Origin of the sequence: Mesorhizobium sp. M4B.F.Ca.ET.203.01.1.1 (assembly GCF_004791025.1) — a bacterium.
Lineage (GTDB): Bacteria > Pseudomonadota > Alphaproteobacteria > Rhizobiales > Rhizobiaceae > Mesorhizobium > Mesorhizobium abyssinicae.
The window spans coordinates 346,705-366,166 of record NZ_SRUO01000005.1; the positions used below are offsets into that span (position 1 = coordinate 346,705).

The window sequence follows — 19,462 nt, forward strand, 5'->3', positions numbered from 1 at the left end:
ATCCATGGCCGAGCCTCCGCTGAAAGGCATACGCGTTATCGAACTCGCCCGCATCCTCGCCGGGCCCTGGGCGGGGCAGTTGCTCGCCGATCTCGGCGCCGATGTCATCAAGGTCGAGAGCCCGGACGGCGGCGATGACACCCGCAAATGGGGCCCTCCCTTCGTCATGAGCCATGACGGCGAGAACCTGTCGGCCGCCTATTATCACTCCTGCAATCGCGGCAAACGCTCCATCGCCATCGACTTCTCCAAGCCCGAGGGCGCCGATACGCTGCGCCGATTGGTCGCCAATGCCGACGTGCTGATCGAGAACTTCAAGCTCGGCGGGCTGAAGAAATACGGGCTCGACTACGAGAGCCTGAAGACGATCAACCCGCGCCTCGTTTATTGCTCGATCACCGGTTTCGGCCAGGACGGACCGTATGCGCCACGCGCGGGCTATGACTTTATCATCCAGGCCATGGCCGGCATGATGTCGATCACCGGCGAGGCCGGCCGCGAGCCGCAGAAGGCCGGCGTCGCCATTTCCGACCTGTTCACCGGCCTCTATTCGGTGATCGCCATCCAGGCCGCACTTCGCCATGGCGAGAAGACCGGCGAGGGCCAGCACATCGACATGGCGCTGTTCGACAGCCAGATCTCGGCGCTCGGCAACCAGAACCTCAACTATCTGGTCTCCGGCAAGTCGCCGGTGCAGATGGGCAACGCGCATATGAACATCGCGCCCTACGAGGTGCTGCCGGTGAAGGACGGCCACATCATCCTGGCCGTCGGCAACGACGGCCAGTTCCAAAAATTCTGCGCGGCGGTCGGCCTCGACGATCTGCCGTCGAACCCGGATTTCGCTACCAATCCCGCCCGCGTCGCCAACCGGGCGAGACTGCGCGAGCGCATCATCGAGGCGCTCAAGGCCCTTGATCGCGATCCGCTGCTGACGAAGCTCGAAGCGGCAAGCGTGCCGGCGAGCCCGATCAACACGATCGGCCAGATGTTCGACGATCCGCAGACGATTGCGCGCGGCATGCGGCTCGATCTCGACGACGGCCACGGCAATCGCCTGCCCTCGGTGCGCGCGCCGATGGTGATGTCCGGCACGCCGCTGGTCTATGAGCGCCCCTCGCCGCGTCTTGGCGAACACACCGAGGAAATCCTGGCCGAACTGGAGAGATCAGCGAAATGAAAACCGGCGGACAACTGATCGTCGAGGCGCTTGAAGCCAACGGCACCGACCGCATCTTCTGCGTGCCCGGCGAATCCTATCTCGCGGTGCTCGACGCGCTGCATGACTCGCCGATCCGCACCATCGTCTGCCGCCAGGAAGGCGGCGCCGCGATGATGGCCGACTGCCAGGGCCGGCTGACCGGCAAGCCCGGCATCTGCTTCGTCACCCGCGGCCCCGGCGCCACCAACGCCTCGGCCGGCATCCACATCGCGATGCAGGATTCGGTCCCGGTGATCCTGTTCATCGGCCAGGTCGCCAGCCACGCCAAGGAGCGCGAGGCCTTCCAGGAGGTCGATTACAAGCGCTTCTTCGGCGACATCGCCAAATGGGTGGTCGAGATCGACGATGCCTCGCGCATCCCCGAATTCGTCACCCGCGCCTTTGCCGTCGCGACCTCCGGCCGCCCCGGCCCGGTCGTCATCTCGCTGCCCGAGGACATGCTGACCAGCGTCGTCGAGGCGCCTGAAGCACTGCCGCACACGCCGGTCGAGACACGCCCCGGCGAGGCTGAGCTCGACGCGCTGGAAAAGCTTCTCGCCGGCGCCAAGCGCCCGTTCGTCATCCTCGGAGGCACGCGCTGGGACGAGCAAGCGGTGGCGCGGATGCACGCCATCGCCGAGGCATGGTCATTGCCCGTAGGATGCTCCTTCCGCCGCCAGATGCTGTTCGATCATTTGCATCCGAACTACGCCGGCGATGTCGGGATCGGCATCAATCCGAAGCTGGCGGCGCAGGTCAAGGCAGCCGATGTCGTGCTCATGCTTGGCGGCCGCCTGGGTGAGATGCCGTCTTCCGACTACACGTTGCTGAAAAGCCCCTACCCCGACCAGGCACTGGTGCATGTCCATGCCGATGCCGGCGAGCTCGGCCGCGTCTACCGGCCGACTATAGCCATCAACGCTTCGCCCGCCGCCTTCGTCGAGGCTTTCGCCAAGCGCAAGCCTTCGGCCAAGCCCTCCTGGGCGGCCGAGACGGAAAAGGCGCATGCCGCCTATCTCGAATGGTCGACGCCGCCGCAGACCGGCCCGGGCTCAGTTCAGATGGGGCCGATCATCGAGCATCTCGGAAAGGTCCTGCCGGAAGACGCCATCCTCACCAACGGCGCCGGCAACTACGCCACCTGGGTGCATCGCTTCTACCGCTCCCGCCGCTACGGCACGCAGGCGGCACCGACCTCCGGTTCGATGGGCTACGGCACGCCGGCGGCGGTCGCCGCTAAGGCGCTGAACCCGGAGCGCGAAGTCATCGCCTTCGCCGGCGACGGCTGCTTCCTGATGAACGGGCAGGAGTTCGCCACCGCAGTCCAGTACGATCTGCCGATCATCGTCATCGTCGTCAACAACGGCATTTACGGCACGATCCGCATGCATCAGGAGCGCGAATATCCGAGCCGCGTCGTCGCCACCAGTCTGAAAAACCCGGACTTCGCCGCCCTTGCCCGTTCCTATGGCGGCCATGGCGAGACGGTCGAGAAGACCGCCGACTTCGCGCCGGCCTTCGAGCGCGCGCGCGCCAGCGGCAAGCCGGCGATCGTCGAGATCAGGCTCGATCCCGAGGCAATCACGCCGACCCGCACGCTGACGCAGATCCGCGACAAGAGCTAAGCCGAAAGGCAGCCTCCTGCCTTTCTGCGCTCAACTGCGAAAGGGCGGCAAACCGCCCTTTCTGTCGGCTGACGACAAAAGGGGCGATGAACCGCCCCTTTGCGCCTTACATCGCCTTCTCGATCTGGCCGCGGATCTCGCCGTCCTTGTTGGCGGCGGTGTGGACGTTGACATAGTATTTGCCGGCCTCCAGATCGGCCGCCTGCGCATCGGTCAGCGTCGCCGATCCCTTGATCGGGCTCTTGAGCTTCTTGAACGGGATGACGGGTCCCGCATTCGCGCCCATCGCAGCCGGGCCGTGGATGTGGGCCGCAATCGCCGGTCCGCTGAGGTCGGAATATTTGACGTTCCAGCTCAGCTTCTTCTTGGCGGTGTCGAAGGTGAATGTGGCGGTTCCCTTGCCCTTGGTGGTGACAGGCGGGCTCTGCTGGCTGCCATCGAGCGTCGCCGTGTATTTCACCGTTTCGGCCAAGGCAGGAAAGGCAAGCAGGACCGACGCGGAAATGGCCAGCGCCGAGAGCATCGGCGCGAGGGGTTGAATGCGCATGGAAACCTCCGTTGTGACATCCCAAAATGGATGCACCGCCACAACGGCTTGAGGAGCCGATGTTTCCGCCCGGTAACGCCGATTTGACATCGCGCCGAAAAGGGGCGGTTACCCGCCCCTTTTTGGAGTCCACGAAGGCGGTGATCAGACGGCTGCCAACGCCTGGGTCAGGTCGGCGAGCAGGTCGTCCGGATGCTCAACGCCGATCGACAGCCTCACCGTGGTCTCGAGCACGCCGATGCGCTGGCGCACTTCGAAGGGAATACCAGAATGGGTCATGGCCGCCGGATGGCTGGCGAGCGATTCCGTTCCGCCGAGGCTTACCGCCAGCTTGAAGATCTGCAGGGCGTTGAGAAAGGCGAACGCCGCCTTCTGCCCCCCGCGAATGTCGAAGGAGAAGGTCGAGCCGGCGCCGCCGCACTGCGCCCGATAGGTGCGGCCCGAAGGCGTGTCCTCGCCCAGGAACGGCAGATAATGCACCTTCTCGACCTTGGCATGGTCGCGCAGGAATTCGGCGACCAGGCGCGCATTGTCGTTCGCGCGTTCCATGCGGATCGACAGCGTCTCCAGCGAGCGGCCGAGCATCCAGCAGGAATGCGGGTCGAGCTGCGTGCCGATCGCGCCGCGCAGCGCCTTGATCGGCTTGGTGACCGCCTTGCTGCCCATCGCGGCGCCGGCGATCAGGTCGGAATGGCCGCCGACATATTTGGTCAGCGAATAGACCGAAACGTCGGCGCCGTGTTCGATCGGCCGCTGGAACACCGGACCCAGCAGCGTGTTGTCGCAGACGATGATCGGCTTCGTCCCTTGCCCTGCGCCGATTTCGTCGGCGATCCTGCGCATCAGCGCGATGTCGACAAGGCTGTTGGTCGGATTTGACGGCGTCTCGATCAGGATGACCGACACCCGGCCCTTGGCCATTGCCGTATCGGCGGCCGCGCGAACCGCCACCTCGTCGACGCCGTCTGCGAAGCCGACCGCCTCTATGCCGAAGCCGGCGAGCGTGCGCGTCAGGAGCGTTTCGGTGCCGCCATAGAGCGGCTGCGAATGCAGGATGACGTCACCCGGGCGGGCATAGGCGAGAAGGGTCGTTGCGATCGCCGACATGCCGGACGAGAACAGGATGCAGGCGTCCGTGCCCTCGTAGACCGCCAGCCGGTCCTCGACGATCTCGCTGTTGGGATGGTTGAAGCGCGAATAGACCAGACCCGAAGCCGTGCCGCTCGAAGGTTCCTTGCGACCGGAGGTGTAGTCGAAGAAGTCGCGTCCCTCTTCCGCCGATTTGAACACGAAGGTCGAGGTGAGGAACACCGGCGGCTTGACGGCGCCCTCCGAAAGCTGCGGATCGAAGCCATAGCTCAGCATCAGCGTCTCCGGATGGAGCTTGTGGTTGCCGATGTGGGTTTTCGACGGGCGCGGCGCGGTCATGGCTATTTCCTGCTTTCGAGGAGTGTTGCCCCGCAATTTATGCCATCCCCATCATGCAGTCCTTGCTATTTTTGGGCTCGCGTGGCTGCGTTCCCGCAATGAATTGCCTGGAGAGCCCGAAAGTGCAGCAGAAGATAGCCGACGATTTCGACCGCAAGATCCTGCGTGAACTGCAAGCCGACGCCCGCATCACCAACAACGAGCTTGCCGAGCGGATCGGGTTGTCGCCGTCGCCCTGCCTGCGGCGCGTGCGGCGTTTGGAGGAAGCCGGCGTCATCAGAGGCTATACCGCCTTGGTCGATCCGGCCGCCTTCGGCTGGGGCATGGTCGCCATCGCCACCATCCGGCTCAGCCGCCAGAACGAGGACGAGATCGTCATGTTCGAGGAAGCGATCCGCGGCTGGGATGAGGTGCTGGAATGCCACCTCGTCACCGGCTCGCGCGACTATGTGCTGAAGGTGGTGGCAGGAAGCCTCGAGCAGTACGAGCGCTTCATCAAGGAAAAGATCGCGCGACTGAAATGCGTCGCCTCGATCGAGACCAGCTTCGTCATGAACACCATAAAGGAACGGCGCCTCTGAGGCGCCGTTCTCGAGATCGGGATGTCAGCGTTCAGCCGGCCTACTTGATCGCCTTGTCGGTGATCGCCGTGGTGTACGCGCCTTCCGGCTGCTTGGTGATGATCTTCTGGTCGAGCAGCGCCTTGGCGGTGCGCTCATAGGCTTCCGGAATCAGCTTGCCATCGGCATTGTCGATCAGCTTGGCGACTTCGCCCATCATCCGCTTCTGGTGATTCTCGTCCTGGCCGCCATTGTCCATGACGATGCCGGCTGCCTCGTCGGAGTTGTCCACGGCATATTTCCAGCCCTTCATCGAAGCGCGCACGAAACGCACCATCTTGTCCTCGAAGGCCGGATCCTTGAGCTTGTCTCCCAACGCATAGAGCCCGTCTTCGAGCAAATCGTTGCCCATGGCCGAGTAGTTGAACACGGTGAGCTGTTCCGGCTTGTAGCCGGCGTCGATCAGCTGCCAGTACTCGTTATAGGTCATGACCGAGATGCAGTCCGCCTGCTTCTGGATCAGCGGCTGCACGTCGAAGCTCTGCTTCAGCACGGTGACGCCGTCCGGGCCGCCCTCGGTCTTGAGGCCGAGCTTGTTCATCCAGGCGTAGAACGGATACTCGTTGCCGAAGAACCAGACGCCGAGCGTGTGGCCCTTGAAGTCGGCTTCGGTCTTGATCGGGCCGTCCTTCGGGCAGACCAACTCCATGCCGGCCTTCTTGAAGGGCTGGGCGATGTTGACCAGCGGCACGCCCTTCTCGCGCGCGGCAAGCGCGCCGCCCATCCAGTCGACGATGACGTCGGCGCCGCCGCCGGCGATTACCTGCTCGGGAGCGATATCGGGGCCGCCCGGCTTGATGTCGACGTCGAGGCCCTCGGCTTCGTAGAAGCCCTTGGCCTTGGCGACATAGTAGCCGGCGAACTGGGCCTGCGTGACCCACTTCAGCTGCAGCGTCACCTTGTCGGCGGCCATCGCCTGGAAAGCGGCCAGCGACATCGCGCCGGCCAGGACAGGAATAATCAGTCTTTTCATGTTTTTACCCTCTGAAGTTAGCACCCTTAAACCCACCGCCCCTATCCACCACGGACAGAGGGATGCCAAAACGTGACGGCTCTTTCGACAAGAGCGACCACGCCATAAAAGACCGAACCCGCCAGTGCTGCAACTGCGATTTCGGCCCAGACCATGTCGATGTTCATCCGCCCGACCTCGGTCGAAATGCGGAATCCCATGCCGACGACGGGCGTGCCGAAGAACTCCGCGACGATGGCGCCGATCAGCGCCAGCGTCGAGTTGATCTTCAGCGCGTTGAAGATGAAGGGAGCGGCGGCCGGCAACCTGAGCTTGATGAGCGTCGGCCAATAGCCCGACGCATAGGTGCGCATCAAGTCGCGCTCCATATGGCCGGAAGCGGCAAGCCCGGCGACCGTGTTCACCAGCATCGGGAAGAAGGTCATGATGATGACGACCGCCGCCTTTGACTGCCAGTCGAAGCCGAACCACATCACCATGATCGGCGCCACGCCGATGATCGGCAGCGCCGAGACCATGTTGCCGATCGGCAAGAGCCCGCGCCTGAGGAACGGCACGCGGTCGGCCGCGATCGCCGCGAGGAAGCCGGCGCCGCTGCCGACGACATAGCCGAAGATCACCGCCTTGAAGATGGTCTGTCGGACATCGGCGCCGAGTACCGGCAGCGAACCGGCGATGCGCGCGCCGATGGCGCTTGGCGGCGGCAACAGGATGAAGGGAATGCCGGCTCCCCGGGTCACCGCTTCCCAGATGATCAGGATCCAGGCGCCGAAGATCGCCGGGATGATCAGCCGCAGGGCGGTCCGCACCCAGTTCGCCACCGGGCGCAGCGAAGACAGCACCGCCACACAGCGCCATCCCAGCAGCCAGGCCGCGGCGAGCAGCAGGAAGAATGGCGCCAGCGCCGTGCCTTCATAGCCGTTTATGCCCGTGATCAGCAGCCAGGCGGCGAGATGCGCGCCGATGAAAAGCACCAGGGCCTCGACGATCGTGGACAGCCTGGCCATCGAGGCAAGAGCTGCCAGCAGCAGCAAGCCGAACATCAGCCCCTTCGTCGCAAGGTAGGGATAGTCGAAAGACGCTTCAGGTTGCGCCAGCGCCGCCGCTTCCGGCTTCGACATCGCGCCGAGTGCCAAGGCGATCAGGCATAGCAGGATCGCCAGCAGCCCTTGCCAGGATGGTTTTAGCCAACTCATGCCGGCCTCCCGCCCATGGCGCGGTCGACCAGGCGGCCGGCAACGCCGACCACCATCACCAGCAGCGCCGCCACGATGGAACCGGCGACCAGCGCCGACCAGATGTCGATGGACTGGCTGTAATAGGCGCCGGAAAGCAGCTTGGCGCCGATGCCGGCGACGGCGCCGGTCGGCAGCTCGCCGACGATGGCGCCGACCAGGCTTGCCGCCACCGCGACCTTCATCGAGGTGAACAGGAACGGCACCGATGCCGGCACCCTCAGCTTCCAGAAGGTCTGCGCGCGGCTGGCATTGTAGGTATGCATCAGGTCGAGATGCATGAGTTCCGGCGAGCGCAGACCCTTCACCATGCCGACAGTCACCGGGAAGAAAGACAGGTAGGTCGAGATCAGCGCTTTCGGGATCAGCCCGGTGATGCCGACCGCCGCCAGCACCACGATGATCATCGGCGCAACGGCCAGGATGGGGATGGTCTGCGAGGCGATGACCCACGGCATCAGGCTACGGTCGAGCGTCGCCACATGCACGATGCCGACGGCAATGACGATGCCGAGCGCGGTGCCGAAGGCAAAGCCGAGCAGCGTCGACGACAGCGTCACCCAGGCGTTGTAGACCAGGCTGCGGTTCGAGGTGACGGACCGCAGGAAGGTGTTCTCGAAGAAATTCACCGCAACCTGGTGCGGCGCCGGCAGCGTCGGCTTCGGCTGCGACAGCGTCTTGCCGATGAATTCGGCGGTGCCGGGGGTTTCGTTGGCGCGTTGGTCGAGATCGCGCTGGAACGGCGCGTTGAGGACGACGGCGAAAACGTACCAGGCGACCACCACGGCCGCGAGGATGGTTGTGACGGGGATGATTTTCGAGCGGAAGGAGTCCATCAGCGCTGCCCCTCTCCTCTCCCCGCCGGGGAGAGGGTGGCCGGAGCGAAGCGAAGGCCGAAGGCGTGGTTGGCCGCTCCCTTCACGCACGCCGCATCGCGGGCGCTCCGCCCTGGGATGACGAAGGCGCGGGCAGGCGCTCGCTCCTGACGGCGCTCAATCATCATAGCTGTGCCCTGCCCGGAGGCCGTCGCGCACGCGCGCGGCGATCGCCAAAAACTCCGGCGTCTCGCGGATGTCGAGCGGCCGCTTTCTTGGCAGCGTCGATTCGATGACGTCGCTGACGCGGCCCGGCCGCGGCGACATCACGACGATGCGCGTCGAGAGGTACACCGCCTCGGGGATGGAGTGGGTGACGAAGCAGATCGTCTTGTTGGTCCGCTCCCACAATTCCAGAAGCTGTTCATTCAAATGGTCGCGCACGATCTCGTCGAGCGCGCCGAACGGTTCGTCCATCAGGAGCAAGTCGGCGTCGAAAGCGAGCGCACGGGCGATCGAGGCGCGCTGCTGCATGCCGCCGGAAAGCTGCCAGGGGTATTTCTTCTCGAAGCCGGCGAGGTTGACCAGTTCCAGCGTGCGCTTGATGCGCTCCGCCTGCTCTGCCTTGGACAGGCCGATGATCTCCAGCGGCAGCGCCACATTGCGCTCGATCGTGCGCCACGGGAAAAGGGCGGCTGCCTGGAAGACATAGCCATAGGCGCGTTTCTCGCGCGCCTGCTCCGGCGTCATGCCGTTGACCGAGATCGCTCCCGAGGTTGGCTTCTCCAGGTCGGCGATGACCCTGAGCAAGGTCGTCTTGCCGCAACCGGACGGGCCGATGAAGGAGACGAATTCGCCCTTGCCGATGGTGAGGTCGACATTGGACAGCGCCTGCACCGGACCGTCATTGGTCTGGAAGGTGAGGCCTAGCTTGCTTGCCGAAACGACGGCTGGCGACTGTCCGGTCATTGGCTGGCGCCTGCCCGTTCCCGTGCCTGCGGCGCCGGCTGGATTCCGATTGCTTTTATCGCGACGTTGTTTTCCACTCACCCTGCCCCATTGGCCTTGTCCCGCCAGCCCGACGCCCGGAGTTTCCCCGATGTCGCTCAAACCGACTTGTCATCTTATCCGCCCCGAAAGCACTTATGAAGGCAAGCAGGGTTTGACCTATTTCGCCGGCATTGCCACCGAGTCGGTCGGCTCGTCCGGCATCTGCATGCACGTGCTCACCATGCCGCCCGGTGCCCGCGCCAAGGCGCATATGCATGAGAACCATGAGACGGCGATCTACGTGCTCTCCGGCGAGGTCCACACCTGGTATGGCGACCGCCTTGAGCATCACATCGTCGTCAAGGCCGGCGACCTGTTCTATATCCCCGCCGGCGTGCCGCATCTGCCCGCCAATCTGAGCGGCGCGCCCTCGTCGGCGGTCATCGCCCGCACCGATCCCAACGAGCAGGAAAGCGTCGTCCTGCTGCCGGAACTGGATGCGCTGGTCGCCTGAGGCGGACGGAAACACTTTCTCCGTCATTTGCACCGGGAGACTTCTCCCATGACATTGCCGTCCTCATCGGCGATCACCAGTCTCTTGGCGTTCTTGGCGCTGCGCTTGATGGTGAACTGGGCTGGTGACTCGCCCTCCTCGCCTTCCGCCTGGCATTGCGCCTTGACCAGCAGCGAGCCGTCGGCCTGTGCCTTCTTTTCGGTGAAGGTGCAGGCGCTCGCCACCGTGACGAATGCCTCGTCGGTCAACAGCAGCATGTCCTCGGCATAGATTTCCTGGCCGTTCTTGTTGATGCAGCCGGATTTGTTGCCATAGGGTTTCGACAGGTCGATTGCCGCCGCGGAAGCCTGGCCGGCGACGAGCAGCGCTGCGGCCGCAAACGCAAAATGAGAAACGCGCACGCTCAGACCCCGGTCGCCGGAATGCCGGTGCGTTCCACCTTGCGCGGCGCGCTGATCTCCTTCCAGGTCGACAGCGCCCGGTTGACCGCGGCGTTCGGCTCGCGGGCGACGAACTCGCCATGGCCGACCTTGGCCTTGACCTCCGCCTCCTCGATCGACAATTCGCCGCGCGAGAAGACGAAGCGCGGCAGGCCGGTCACCTCGAAGCCCTCGAACACGTTGTAGTCGATCACCGACTGCTGCTTCTTCGAGGTGATCGTCTTCTTGCGCTTCGGATCCCAGACCAGGATGTCGGCGTCCGCGCCTTCGACGATGGCGCCCTTCTTCGGATACATGTTGAGGATCTTGGCGATGTTGGTCGAGGTCACCGCGACGAACTCGTTCATCGTTAGCCGGCCGGTGTTGACGCCGGTGGTCCACAGCACCGGCAACCGGTCCTCGAGCCCGCCCGTGCCATTCGGAATTTTGGTGAAGTCGCCGGCGCCGTTGCGTTTCTGCTGCGTGGTGAACGAGCAATGGTCGGTCGCCACCACTTGCAGCGATCCCGCCTGCAGGCCGGCCCACAGCGAATCCTGGTGCAGCTTGTTGCGGAAGGGCGGGCTCATCACGCGGCGCGCGGCATGGTCCCAGTCCTTGTTGAAATATTCGGTCTCGTCGAGCGTCAGGTGCTGGATCAGCGGCTCGCCGAACACCCGCATCCCCTTCTGGCGCGCGCGGCGGATGGCCTCATGCGCCTGCTCGCAGGAGACATGCACGACATAGAGCGGCACGCCGGCCATGTCGGCGATCATGATGGCGCGGTTGGTCGCCTCGCCTTCCACTTCCGGCGGGCGTGAATAGGCATGCCCCTCGGGGCCGTTGTTGCCGGCGGCGAGCAGCTTCTGAGAAAGGGCTGCAACCACGTCGCCATTCTCGGCATGCACCAGCGGCAGCGCGCCGAGATCGGCGCAGCGCTGGAACGACGCGTACATCTCGTCGTCGTCGACCATCAGCGCGCCCTTGTAGGCCATGAAGTGCTTGAACGAGGTGATGCCCCTGTCGACGACGGTCGCCATCTCGTCGAACACCTGTTTTCCCCACCAGGTGACCGCCATGTGGAATGAATAGTCGCAGGCCGCCTTCGAGGTCTTGTTGTCCCACATCTGCAACGCTTCGAGCAGCGACTGTTTCGGCGCCGGCAGGCAGAAATCGACCACCATCGTCGTGCCGCCGGAAAGTGCCGCGCGGGTGCCGGATTCGAAATCGTCGGCCGAATAGGTGCCCATGAACGGCATTTCGAGATGGGTGTGCGGATCGATGCCGCCCGGCATGACGTAGCAGCCGGTGGCGTCGAACTCATGGTCGCCGTGCAGGTTCGAGCCGATGGCGACGATCTTGCCGTGCTGCATCAGCACGTCGGCCTTCCAGGTGCGGTCGGCCGTGACGATGGTGCCGTTCCTGATGACTTTGGTCATTTTCATGTTCCCCTGTTCTAATCGCGCTTCTTTGCGAGCAGCGTTGAATTCTAGATTCCGGACCTCACTCGACGATGACAGCCGTCTCCACCACCGCATGGAACAAAACGTCGGCGCCGGCGCCGGCCCATTCCTTGGATATCTCCTCAGCCTCGTTGTGGCTGAGCCCGTCGACGCATGGGCACATCACCATCGCCGTAGGGGCAACGCGGTTGATCCAGCAGGCGTCGTGGCCGGCACCCGAGACGATGTTGCGATGCGTGTAGCCCAACCGTTCGGCGGCATCGCGGATCGCCTTGACGCAGTTCTTGTCGAAGGTCACCGGATCGAAATGGCCGACCTGCTCGATCTGGTATTTGATGTCGAGCGCATCGCAGATCGTGTCGATGCCTTCGCGCACGCGCGCGTCCATGGCGTCGAGTACCTCCTTTTCCGGTGAGCGGATGTCGATGGTGAAGACGGTGCGCCCGGCAATGATGTTGCGCGAGTTCGGATAGGCCTGCATGTGGCCGACCGCGCCGACCGCGTCCGGCTGGTAGTCCATGGCGATCTCGTGCACCAGCTCGATCACCCGCGCCATGCCGAGGCCGGCATTGCGTCGCTTCGGCATCGGCGTCGAACCGGTATGCGCCTCCTTGCCGGTCAGCGTCACCTGCAGCCATTTCAGGCCCTGGCCGTGCGTGACGACACCGATGTCGATGCCTTCATCCTCGAGGATCGGCCCCTGCTCGATATGCAGTTCGAAGAAGGCGTGGATCTTGCGCTCGCCGACCTTCTCGGCGCCTTTCCAGCCGATGCGCTCCAATTCCTCGCCGAACTTCTTGCCGTCCTTGTCGACATGTTCGTAGACATCGGCCTGGTCGAGCACGCCGGCAAAGACGCCGGACGCCATCATCGCCGGCGCGAAGCGCGCGCCTTCCTCGTTCGTCCAGTTGGTGACGACGATCGGGTGTTTGGTCTTGATGCCGAGATCGTTGAGCGAGCGCACGACTTCCAGCCCGCCGAGCACGCCGAGCACGCCGTCATACTTGCCGCCGGTCGGCTGGGTGTCGAGATGGCTGCCCACATAGACTGGCGGCAGACTGGGATCGGTGCCCTCACGGCGGGCAAACATGGTGCCCATCTCGTCGAGCCCCATTTCGAGGCCGGCGGCCTCGCACCAGCGCTTGAACAGATGCCGGCCCTCGCCATCCTCGTCGGTCACGGTCTGGCGATTGTTGCCGCCGGCAATGCCGGGGCCGATCTTCGCCATCTCCATGATGGAATCCCACAAACGGTCTGAATTGATTCGCAGATTCTCGCCGGGGGCGGCCATTCAAAGTCCTCTCATTTCACTACCCGGTGGGGCGGCGGTTCCCGACGCCGCCACACCGGACAAAGCAGGTCTAGTCGATCGACCTCAGCACATCCCGCAGATGGTCGATCAATTCGTTGATCTGGCCCTTGGTGATGATCAGCGGCGGCGACAGTGCGATGATGTCGCCGGTGGTGCGGATCAGCAAGCCGTGCTCGAACGCCTTGACGAAGGCCGAGAAGGCCCGCTTCGTCGGCTGCCCGGCGATCGGCGCCAGCTCGATCGCACCGATCAGGCCGATGTTCCTGACGTCGATCACGTTCGGCTCGCCCTTCAGCGAATGCAGCGCGTCTTCCCAGTAAGGCGCCAGTTCTTCGCCGCGGGTCAACAGGCCCTCTTCCTTGTAGGTGTCGAGCGTGCCGAGCGCGGCGGCACAGGCGATCGGATTGCCCGAATAGGTGTAGCCGTGGAAGAACTCGATCATGTGATCGGGTCCGGTCATGAAGGCGTCGTGAATCTCCTTCGTCACGAATACCGCGCCCATCGGGATGACGCCGTTGGAGACGCCCTTGGCGGTCGTCATGATGTCAGGCGTCACACCGAAATAGTCGGCGGCGAACGGCGTGCCGAGGCGTCCGAAGCCGGTGATGACCTCGTCGAAGATCAACAGGATGCCGTGCTTGGTGCAGATCTCGCGCAGCTTCTGCAGATAGCCCTTCGGCGGCAGGATGACGCCGGTCGAGCCGGCCACCGGCTCGACGATGACGGCCGCGATGGTCGAGGCGTCGTGCAGCGCGACGATGCGCTCCAACTCGTTGGCGAGTTCCGCGCCGTGTTCCGGCACGCCCTTCGAGAAGGCGTTCTTTTCCGGCAGATGCGTGTGCGGCATATGGTCGACGCCGCCGAGCAGCGTGCCGAACATCTTGCGGTTGTTGACGATGCCGCCGACCGAGATGCCGCCGAAATTGACGCCGTGATAGCCGCGCTCGCGGCCGATCAGGCGGGTGCGCGAGCCTTCGCCCCTGGCGCGGTGGTAGGCGATCGCCATCTTCAGCGCGGTATCGACCGATTCCGAACCCGAATTGGTGAAGAAGACATGGTCCATGCCCTTCGGTGCGATGTCGACCAGGCGGTTCGCCAGTTCGAAGACGATCGGGTGGCCCATCTGGAAGGCCGGCGCATAGTCGAGCTCGGCCGCCTGGTGCTGGATCGCTTCGGTGATCTTCGGCCGGCAGTGGCCGGCATTGACGCACCAGAGACCGGCGGTGCCGTCGAGCACCTTGCGGCCGTCGCTGGTCGTGTAATGCATGTCCTTGGCGGACACGAACATGCGAGGCGCTTGCTTGAACTGCCGGTTCGCCGTGAACGGCATCCAGAATGCGCTGAGATCGTTCGGCGTGACTTTCAGCCGGTTGGACATGACCAAGACTTCCCCTTGTAACCTGTTTCGGTGCGGCTAACGCTTGGTCTTCCCAGCACTTGGTCTCAGCTGCGTTTTCGTGCTACGCAAATTTTGACCGATTGGACAAACGTTAGCACCGCCATGTCGGCGGTCAAGGGATTACTAACGGAAATGCCGCATCCGAAGCGCGCTCCACAGGCCAAGGAAAAACTGGTCCAGAGAATTGGTCCAGATGGCGCTCGCGGCGAAGGTTTGCAGGGGTGACGGCCGCCATGGAAGGTTCCGCTCCCCGCCGCACCCGCATCCAGCAGGAAAAGCGCGAGCTGATCCTGGAAGCAGCGCTCGAGGTCTTCTCCACCAACGGTTTTCGCGGCTCGACCATCGACCAGATCGCCGAAGCGGCCGGCATGTCGAAGCCGAACCTGCTCTACTACTTCCGCCGCAAGGAAGACATTCACGAAACGCTGATGGAGCGGCTGCTCGAGACCTGGCTGGCGCCGCTCAGGGAACTCGACGACATCGGCGACCCTCTCACCGAGCTGCGCAGCTACATCAGGCGCAAGCTCGAAATGGCGCGCGATTTCCCGCGCGAAAGCCGGCTCTTCGCCAACGAGATCCTGCAGGGCGCGCCGCGCATCATGCCGCTGCTGGAAGGCGAGCTGAAAGCGCTGGTCGACGAGAAGGCCGCCGTCATCAAGGGCTGGATGCGCGCCGGCAAGATCGCCCGCACCGACCCCTGGCACCTGATCTTCTCGATCTGGGCGACGACGCAGCACTATGCCGATTTCGACGTCCAGGTGCGCGCCGTGCTCGGCCCCGACCGCGGCGGCGACGGCCGCTTCGAGGATGCCGCCCGGTTCCTCGAGCAATTGTTCATCGATGGACTGAAGCCGAAGGGCTGAACGTCTGGATGGCGTCAGGCGCTGCGCCGTTCAGGGGGCAGCGCATCGAGCAGCTTTTGCAGCTTGGCGATCGAGTTCTGCTCGGCAAGCGGCGTGTAGACGATCAGCCGCATGTCGGAACCGTCATCGATCGACAGGCTCATATGCTCGAACACCATCGCACCCGCGGTCGGATGCCGGACGTGCTTCACGCCGGTCAGCTTTCGCGCCACGTCGCGCCGCGGCCACCAGTCGCGGAACTCGGGGCTTGAGCGCATCATCAACGCGATCAGCCGGTCGAAATCCGGATCGCCGACATATTTGGCGCTCTCCGCCCGAAACGAAGCCAGCACCACGCGTGCGAGTTCCTCCCAGTCGACCAGCAGGCGGCGATGGTGCGGGCTGGTGAACACCATGTGGACGATGTTGCGGGCATCGCCCTCCAGCAACCCATAATCGCCGAACACGGCCACCGCCGCCGGATTCCAGGCCAACACGTCCCAGCGCCGGCCGACGACATAGGCCGGCTGCAGGACGAGGCTTTGCAGCATGTGCAGAAGCGCGCCGTCGACCTTTTCCGGCGCCGCCAGGCGCCGCTCCGGCTGCTGGCGGCCGGCAAGGATGAACAGATGACGCTTCTCGACTGCATCGAGGCGCAACGCCTCCGACAGCGCCGTCAGGACTTCCACCGAGGGGCGGACGTCCCTGCCCTGTTCAAGCCAGGTGTACCAGGTCGTGCCGACGCCGGCGATCATCGCCACCTCCTCGCGCCGCAGCCCCGGCGTGCGCCGGCGCGCGCCGCAGGCGATGCCGGCGGTCCCGGGCGAAAGCCTTTCGCGGCGCGAGCGCAGGAAGGCGCCAAGCTCGCGCCGGCGGCTGTCTTCCGGCGAGTGGGAGATCGCATCCATGGGGTTTATTATAGCAGTATTGATACCAGGATAAAGTTTGAACTGTTTGGGATGCGCGCCGCGCCCCATCTTGCGTTCAGAGCAAAACATGGAGGCTCTGAACATGGACTTGAAAGACAAGACCGTCCTCATCACCGGATCGACCGACGGCGTCGGCCGCATGGTCGCGGAACGGCTCGGCGCAAGCGGCGCCCATGTCCTGGTGCATGGCCGCGACGCGGCGCGCGGCAAGGCAGTCGTCGCTGCCGTCGAGGCCGCGGGCGGCAATGCCGAGCTTGTCGTCGCCGATCTCTCGTCGCTTGCCGAGGTCAGGCGCCTCGCCGAAGCCGTGCGCGCCAGAACAAACCGACTCGACATCCTGATCAACAATGCCGGTATCGGCACTGCCGGCGAAGCGTCGAAAAGGCAGGTCAGCGCCGACGGCTACGAGCTGCGCTTCGCCGTCAATTATCTCGCCGGCTTCCTGCTGACCTCGGAGCTGCTGCCGCTGCTCAGGGCGAGCGCGCCGGCGCGCATCGTCAATGTCGCCTCGGCCGGCCAGCAGGCGATCGATTTCGACGACGTCATGCTGACCCGCAACTATAGCGGCGTGCGCGCCTACTGCCAGAGCAAGCTGGCGCAGATCCTGTTCACCGTCGATCTAACCGAGGATCTGGAAGGCAGCGGCGTCACCGTCAACGCGCTGCATCCGGCAAGCTACATGAACACGACCATGGTCCGGCAGGCGGGCATCACGCCGTGGAGCTCGGTCGAGACCGGCGCCGAGGCCATCCTCAATCTTGCGACGTCGCCGGCGCTCGAGGGCCGCAGCGGCCTCTATTTCGACGGCCAGCGCGAATCCCGCGCCGACGTCCAGGCCTACGACGAAAAGGCCCGCCGGCAGTTGCACTCATTGAGCCTCGAACTGATCGAGCGCGCCTCAGCCACAACCAGGGAAAGACAGTCATGAGTGAGAAAATCGAGCATTGCGTCATTATCGGCGGCTCATCCGGCATCGGCTTGGCCACGGCCAGGCGGCTGGTCGGTCCCGCCATGAAAGTGACGATCACCGGCCGCAACGAGAACAAGCTCAGGGACGCCTGGAGGACCCTTGGCGGCAGCGTCGGCAAGGCCGCCTTCGACGCGACCAGGCCGGATGAGGTCCGGCATTTCTTCGACGGCCTTGGGCCTTTCGATCATCTTGTCCTGGCGGCAAGCGGCGGCAAGGGGCTTGGGCCGTTCGCGACGCTCGATCTCGCCGACATAGGCGGCGGCGTCGACGAAAAGATCCGGCCGCAGCTCTCCTGCCTCCAGGCGGCCCTGCCGACGTTGAGCAACCACGGATCAGTGACCTTCATTTCGGCCGTTTCGGCGCAGCTCGCCGCGCCCGGCATCGCCGGCATCGGCGCCATCAACGGCATGCTTCTGACCGTGGCGCCGATCCTGGCCGTGGAGTTGAAGCCGCTGCGCGTCAATGTCGTAGCTCCGGGTGTTATCGACACGCCGTGGTGGGATTTCCTGCCGGACGACCAGCGGCAAGCGGTCTTTGCCGAATATGCCGGCAAGACGCCCGTCGGCCGTATCGGCCGCGCCGAGGACGTCGCCGACGCGATCGCTTTCCTGGTCTCCAACGGCTTCATGACCGGCCAGGTGCTGACCTGCGACGGTGGCCTGCGATACGCCGCGTGACGGAGACAATCGCAGCCGCGCTCAAAGCGGCTGCGCCATCAGCGCCAGGAACCCTCCGGCCAGCGCAACATTGGCGACAAAGCCGTTGATCCGCGCCGCTCGCTCAGGGCCCTGATGATCCCAGAAATTGTCGAACATGATCGTTGCGACGACCAGAAACAGGATAAGGCAAGCAGCCCCAAGTGCCGCCCAGACGCCCGCCACGATCAGGCCGCCGGCGACGACCTGCAGGAGGATGCCGAGCCACAGCGCCAGCCCCGCCTGCGGCACGCCGCGTTCGGTCATCAATTTGGTCAGGAACGCCCTGTTCCGGATGTTGCGCAAGCCGGCGAAGACAAAGGCGCCGCCGAGCAGCAGTCGTGCAGCAAGCAGAATCTCGTTCTGAAAATTTGCAAACATGTGATTGATCCTAAAACAAAAAGGCGCGGGTCCGCTCTCGGACCCGCGCGCTGTTCCTTCCGATCAAGCGGCTTTGGCCGCCGGCACCGGATGAATGGCCTGGAACGGGACGCAAAGCCGGTTCCAGGTGTTGATCATGCCGATCGCGACCGACAACTTGACCAGTTCCTCTTCCGAAAAATGCGTTAGCGTACGGGCATAGAGCTCGTCCGAGACGCCGTTCTCGGAAATCTTCGTCACCGCTTCGGTCCAGGCGAGCGCGGCACGCTCGCGTTCGGAAAACAGCGGCGATTCCTTCCAGGCGGCGACAAGATAGAGCCGCTGCTCGCTCTCGCCGTCCTGCCGCGCTTCGCGGCTGTGCATGTCGACGCAGAAGGAGCAGCCGTTGATCTGCGAGGCCCTGAGCTTGATCAGATGCAGCAGGCTCACCTCCAGCCCGCATTCGTCGACCGCCTTGTTGAGCGCCGACACCGCCTTCATGATCTCGGGCGCCTTGGCGAAGAATTGCAGCCTCTGTTTCATGGTTCTTACCTTTCACTCTTGCTTGGGGGAACTTGGTTTGGATGAACCTTCTGCGGCCGCTGATAACGGGCAACGAAGGCGCATCCCGCCGCGACCGAGCGCGGATCGGCCTCGCTGACGTAGTCAGCCACGATCGCCGACAGCCTGACCTCGGCGAGCGCCGCCCGGTAGGCGCGCTCGGCCTTGAGCATCGCGGCATTGATGCCGCATGGCTTCACATAGGCCGAAGCATCGAGCCGCACAGGGCCCCGCTGGCGGATCTCGCCGCAGCGGAAGGCAGGTTCCCTGCCCTCGACGGCGAGCACGATGTCGAGCAGCGTGATGCGCTCGGACGGCTTCGCCAGACGGTAGCCGCCGGCCGGTCCCGGCACCGATTCCAGAATGCCCGCGGCCGTCAGCATGTTGAGATGCTTGAGCAGATAGCTCGGCGACACACCGAAGGCCTCCGCCAAGGCGGCGCCCGGCATCGTCGCGGCGCCATCCACCCCGGCGAGCATCGCGGCGCAGTGGATCGCCGCCTCGACGCCTTCTCCCAGTTTCATGATGCCACGCTCCAGTTCATGGATATCATTTATCGTGGATACT

General features: G+C 64.4%; 21 protein-coding genes. 7 read left to right on the plus strand and 14 right to left on the minus strand.

Features of this window, described 5'->3' with window-relative positions; genetic code table 11:
* The first annotated feature begins 4 nt into the window (after window positions 1-4).
* Together EN846_RS14300 and EN846_RS14305 are read left to right on the plus strand one after the other, a co-directional pair.
* Entirely contained in the window at window positions 5-1,180 is a 1,176-nt protein-coding gene (locus EN846_RS14300) for a CaiB/BaiF CoA-transferase family protein (RefSeq protein ID WP_127391924.1), read from the plus strand.
* The gene (locus EN846_RS14305) at window positions 1,177-2,826 is read left to right on the plus strand and encodes a thiamine pyrophosphate-binding protein (RefSeq protein WP_127391925.1); all 1,650 of its coding nucleotides are present in this window, start codon (window positions 1,177-1,179) and stop codon (window positions 2,824-2,826) included. Before EN846_RS14300 ends, EN846_RS14305 begins: the two co-directional genes overlap by 4 nt.
* A 106-nt stretch (window positions 2,827-2,932) precedes the next feature.
* On the opposite strand, the gene EN846_RS14310 is transcribed toward EN846_RS14305, so the two are convergent.
* Both EN846_RS14310 and EN846_RS14315 read right to left on the minus strand, forming a co-directional pair.
* Complete coding sequence (locus EN846_RS14310; protein WP_127391926.1) at window positions 2,933-3,373, minus strand: CHRD domain-containing protein; 441 nt, start codon at window positions 3,371-3,373, stop codon at window positions 2,933-2,935.
* A gap of 144 nt (window positions 3,374-3,517) precedes the next feature.
* Window positions 3,518-4,801 carry a cystathionine gamma-synthase family protein gene (locus EN846_RS14315; RefSeq protein WP_135858679.1) on the minus strand — a complete coding sequence of 428 codons (1,284 nt, stop codon included), beginning with the start codon at window positions 4,799-4,801 and terminating at the stop codon, window positions 3,518-3,520.
* Window positions 4,802-4,923: 122 nt separating this feature from the next.
* Between EN846_RS14315 and EN846_RS14320 the strand changes: the two genes are divergently transcribed.
* Window positions 4,924-5,382: an Lrp/AsnC family transcriptional regulator gene (locus EN846_RS14320; protein ID WP_127394149.1), complete on the plus strand. Its 459-nt coding sequence runs from the start codon at window positions 4,924-4,926 to the stop codon at window positions 5,380-5,382.
* A 40-nt stretch (window positions 5,383-5,422) separates the two neighbouring features.
* Here EN846_RS14320 and EN846_RS14325 read toward each other — a convergent pair whose 3' ends face one another.
* The 4 genes from EN846_RS14325 to EN846_RS14340 form a co-directional block, all read right to left on the minus strand.
* Window positions 5,423-6,394: an ABC transporter substrate-binding protein gene (locus tag EN846_RS14325; protein WP_126053856.1), complete on the minus strand. Its 972-nt coding sequence runs from the start codon at window positions 6,392-6,394 to the stop codon at window positions 5,423-5,425.
* Between the two features lie 41 nt (window positions 6,395-6,435).
* On the minus strand, window positions 6,436-7,590 hold the full coding sequence (locus EN846_RS14330; protein ID WP_127393108.1) for an ABC transporter permease: 1,155 nt from the start codon (window positions 7,588-7,590) through the stop codon (window positions 6,436-6,438).
* A complete protein-coding gene (locus EN846_RS14335; RefSeq protein WP_127393107.1) occupies window positions 7,587-8,465 on the minus strand; it encodes an ABC transporter permease in 879 nt (292 codons plus the stop codon). Before EN846_RS14335 ends, EN846_RS14330 begins: the two co-directional genes overlap by 4 nt.
* A gap of 156 nt (window positions 8,466-8,621) precedes the next feature.
* A complete protein-coding gene (locus EN846_RS14340; RefSeq protein WP_127311868.1) occupies window positions 8,622-9,413 on the minus strand; it encodes an ABC transporter ATP-binding protein in 792 nt (263 codons plus the stop codon).
* Between the two features lie 130 nt (window positions 9,414-9,543).
* Here EN846_RS14340 and EN846_RS14345 point away from each other — a divergent pair, with 130 nt between their 5' ends.
* Window positions 9,544-9,948 (plus strand): cupin domain-containing protein, encoded by a 405-nt coding sequence (locus EN846_RS14345; protein WP_127283266.1) that lies wholly within the window; start codon window positions 9,544-9,546, stop codon window positions 9,946-9,948.
* A gap of 23 nt (window positions 9,949-9,971) precedes the next feature.
* On the opposite strand, the gene EN846_RS14350 is transcribed toward EN846_RS14345, so the two are convergent.
* The 4 genes from EN846_RS14350 to EN846_RS14365 all read right to left on the minus strand — a co-directional run bounded on the left by EN846_RS14350 (window position 9,972) and on the right by EN846_RS14365 (window position 14,517).
* Window positions 9,972-10,349 (minus strand): hypothetical protein, encoded by a 378-nt coding sequence (locus tag EN846_RS14350; RefSeq protein WP_187331268.1) that lies wholly within the window; start codon window positions 10,347-10,349, stop codon window positions 9,972-9,974.
* 2 nt (window positions 10,350-10,351) lie between these two features.
* Window positions 10,352-11,803 carry a dihydropyrimidinase gene (hydA, locus tag EN846_RS14355; RefSeq protein WP_127393106.1) on the minus strand — a complete coding sequence of 484 codons (1,452 nt, stop codon included), beginning with the start codon at window positions 11,801-11,803 and terminating at the stop codon, window positions 10,352-10,354.
* A gap of 64 nt (window positions 11,804-11,867) precedes the next feature.
* Window positions 11,868-13,118, minus strand: coding sequence for a Zn-dependent hydrolase (locus tag EN846_RS14360; RefSeq protein WP_127283264.1), 1,251 nt, complete (start codon window positions 13,116-13,118; stop codon window positions 11,868-11,870).
* A 70-nt stretch (window positions 13,119-13,188) separates the two neighbouring features.
* Entirely contained in the window at window positions 13,189-14,517 is a 1,329-nt protein-coding gene (locus tag EN846_RS14365) for an aspartate aminotransferase family protein (RefSeq protein WP_127283263.1), read from the minus strand.
* Between the two features lie 254 nt (window positions 14,518-14,771).
* Between EN846_RS14365 and EN846_RS14370 the strand changes: the two genes are divergently transcribed.
* Window positions 14,772-15,401: a TetR family transcriptional regulator C-terminal domain-containing protein gene (locus EN846_RS14370; protein WP_127391219.1), complete on the plus strand. Its 630-nt coding sequence runs from the start codon at window positions 14,772-14,774 to the stop codon at window positions 15,399-15,401.
* A 14-nt stretch (window positions 15,402-15,415) separates the two neighbouring features.
* Here the strand turns inward: EN846_RS14370 and EN846_RS14375 are convergent, their stop codons facing one another.
* Window positions 15,416-16,288, minus strand: a complete 873-nt coding sequence (locus EN846_RS14375) for a helix-turn-helix transcriptional regulator (RefSeq protein ID WP_127287331.1) — start codon at window positions 16,286-16,288, stop codon at window positions 15,416-15,418.
* Between the two features lie 103 nt (window positions 16,289-16,391).
* Between EN846_RS14375 and EN846_RS14380 the strand changes: the two genes are divergently transcribed.
* Window positions 16,392-17,237: an SDR family NAD(P)-dependent oxidoreductase gene (locus tag EN846_RS14380; RefSeq protein WP_127391218.1), complete on the plus strand. Its 846-nt coding sequence runs from the start codon at window positions 16,392-16,394 to the stop codon at window positions 17,235-17,237.
* Complete coding sequence (locus EN846_RS14385; RefSeq protein WP_127391217.1) at window positions 17,234-17,956, plus strand: SDR family oxidoreductase; 723 nt, start codon at window positions 17,234-17,236, stop codon at window positions 17,954-17,956. The genes EN846_RS14380 and EN846_RS14385 overlap by 4 nt, the downstream gene beginning before the upstream one ends.
* 21 nt (window positions 17,957-17,977) lie before the next feature.
* On the opposite strand, the gene EN846_RS14390 is transcribed toward EN846_RS14385, so the two are convergent.
* The 3 genes from EN846_RS14390 to EN846_RS14400 all read right to left on the minus strand — a co-directional run bounded on the left by EN846_RS14390 (window position 17,978) and on the right by EN846_RS14400 (window position 19,419).
* Window positions 17,978-18,355 carry a DoxX family protein gene (locus tag EN846_RS14390; RefSeq protein WP_127391216.1) on the minus strand — a complete coding sequence of 126 codons (378 nt, stop codon included), beginning with the start codon at window positions 18,353-18,355 and terminating at the stop codon, window positions 17,978-17,980.
* A 63-nt stretch (window positions 18,356-18,418) separates the two neighbouring features.
* Window positions 18,419-18,877, minus strand: a complete 459-nt coding sequence (locus EN846_RS14395; protein WP_127391215.1) for a carboxymuconolactone decarboxylase family protein — start codon at window positions 18,875-18,877, stop codon at window positions 18,419-18,421.
* A gap of 5 nt (window positions 18,878-18,882) precedes the next feature.
* The gene (locus EN846_RS14400; RefSeq protein WP_127312121.1) at window positions 18,883-19,419 is read right to left on the minus strand and encodes an Rrf2 family transcriptional regulator; all 537 of its coding nucleotides are present in this window, start codon (window positions 19,417-19,419) and stop codon (window positions 18,883-18,885) included.
* Between the last annotated feature and the right edge of the window lie 43 nt (window positions 19,420-19,462).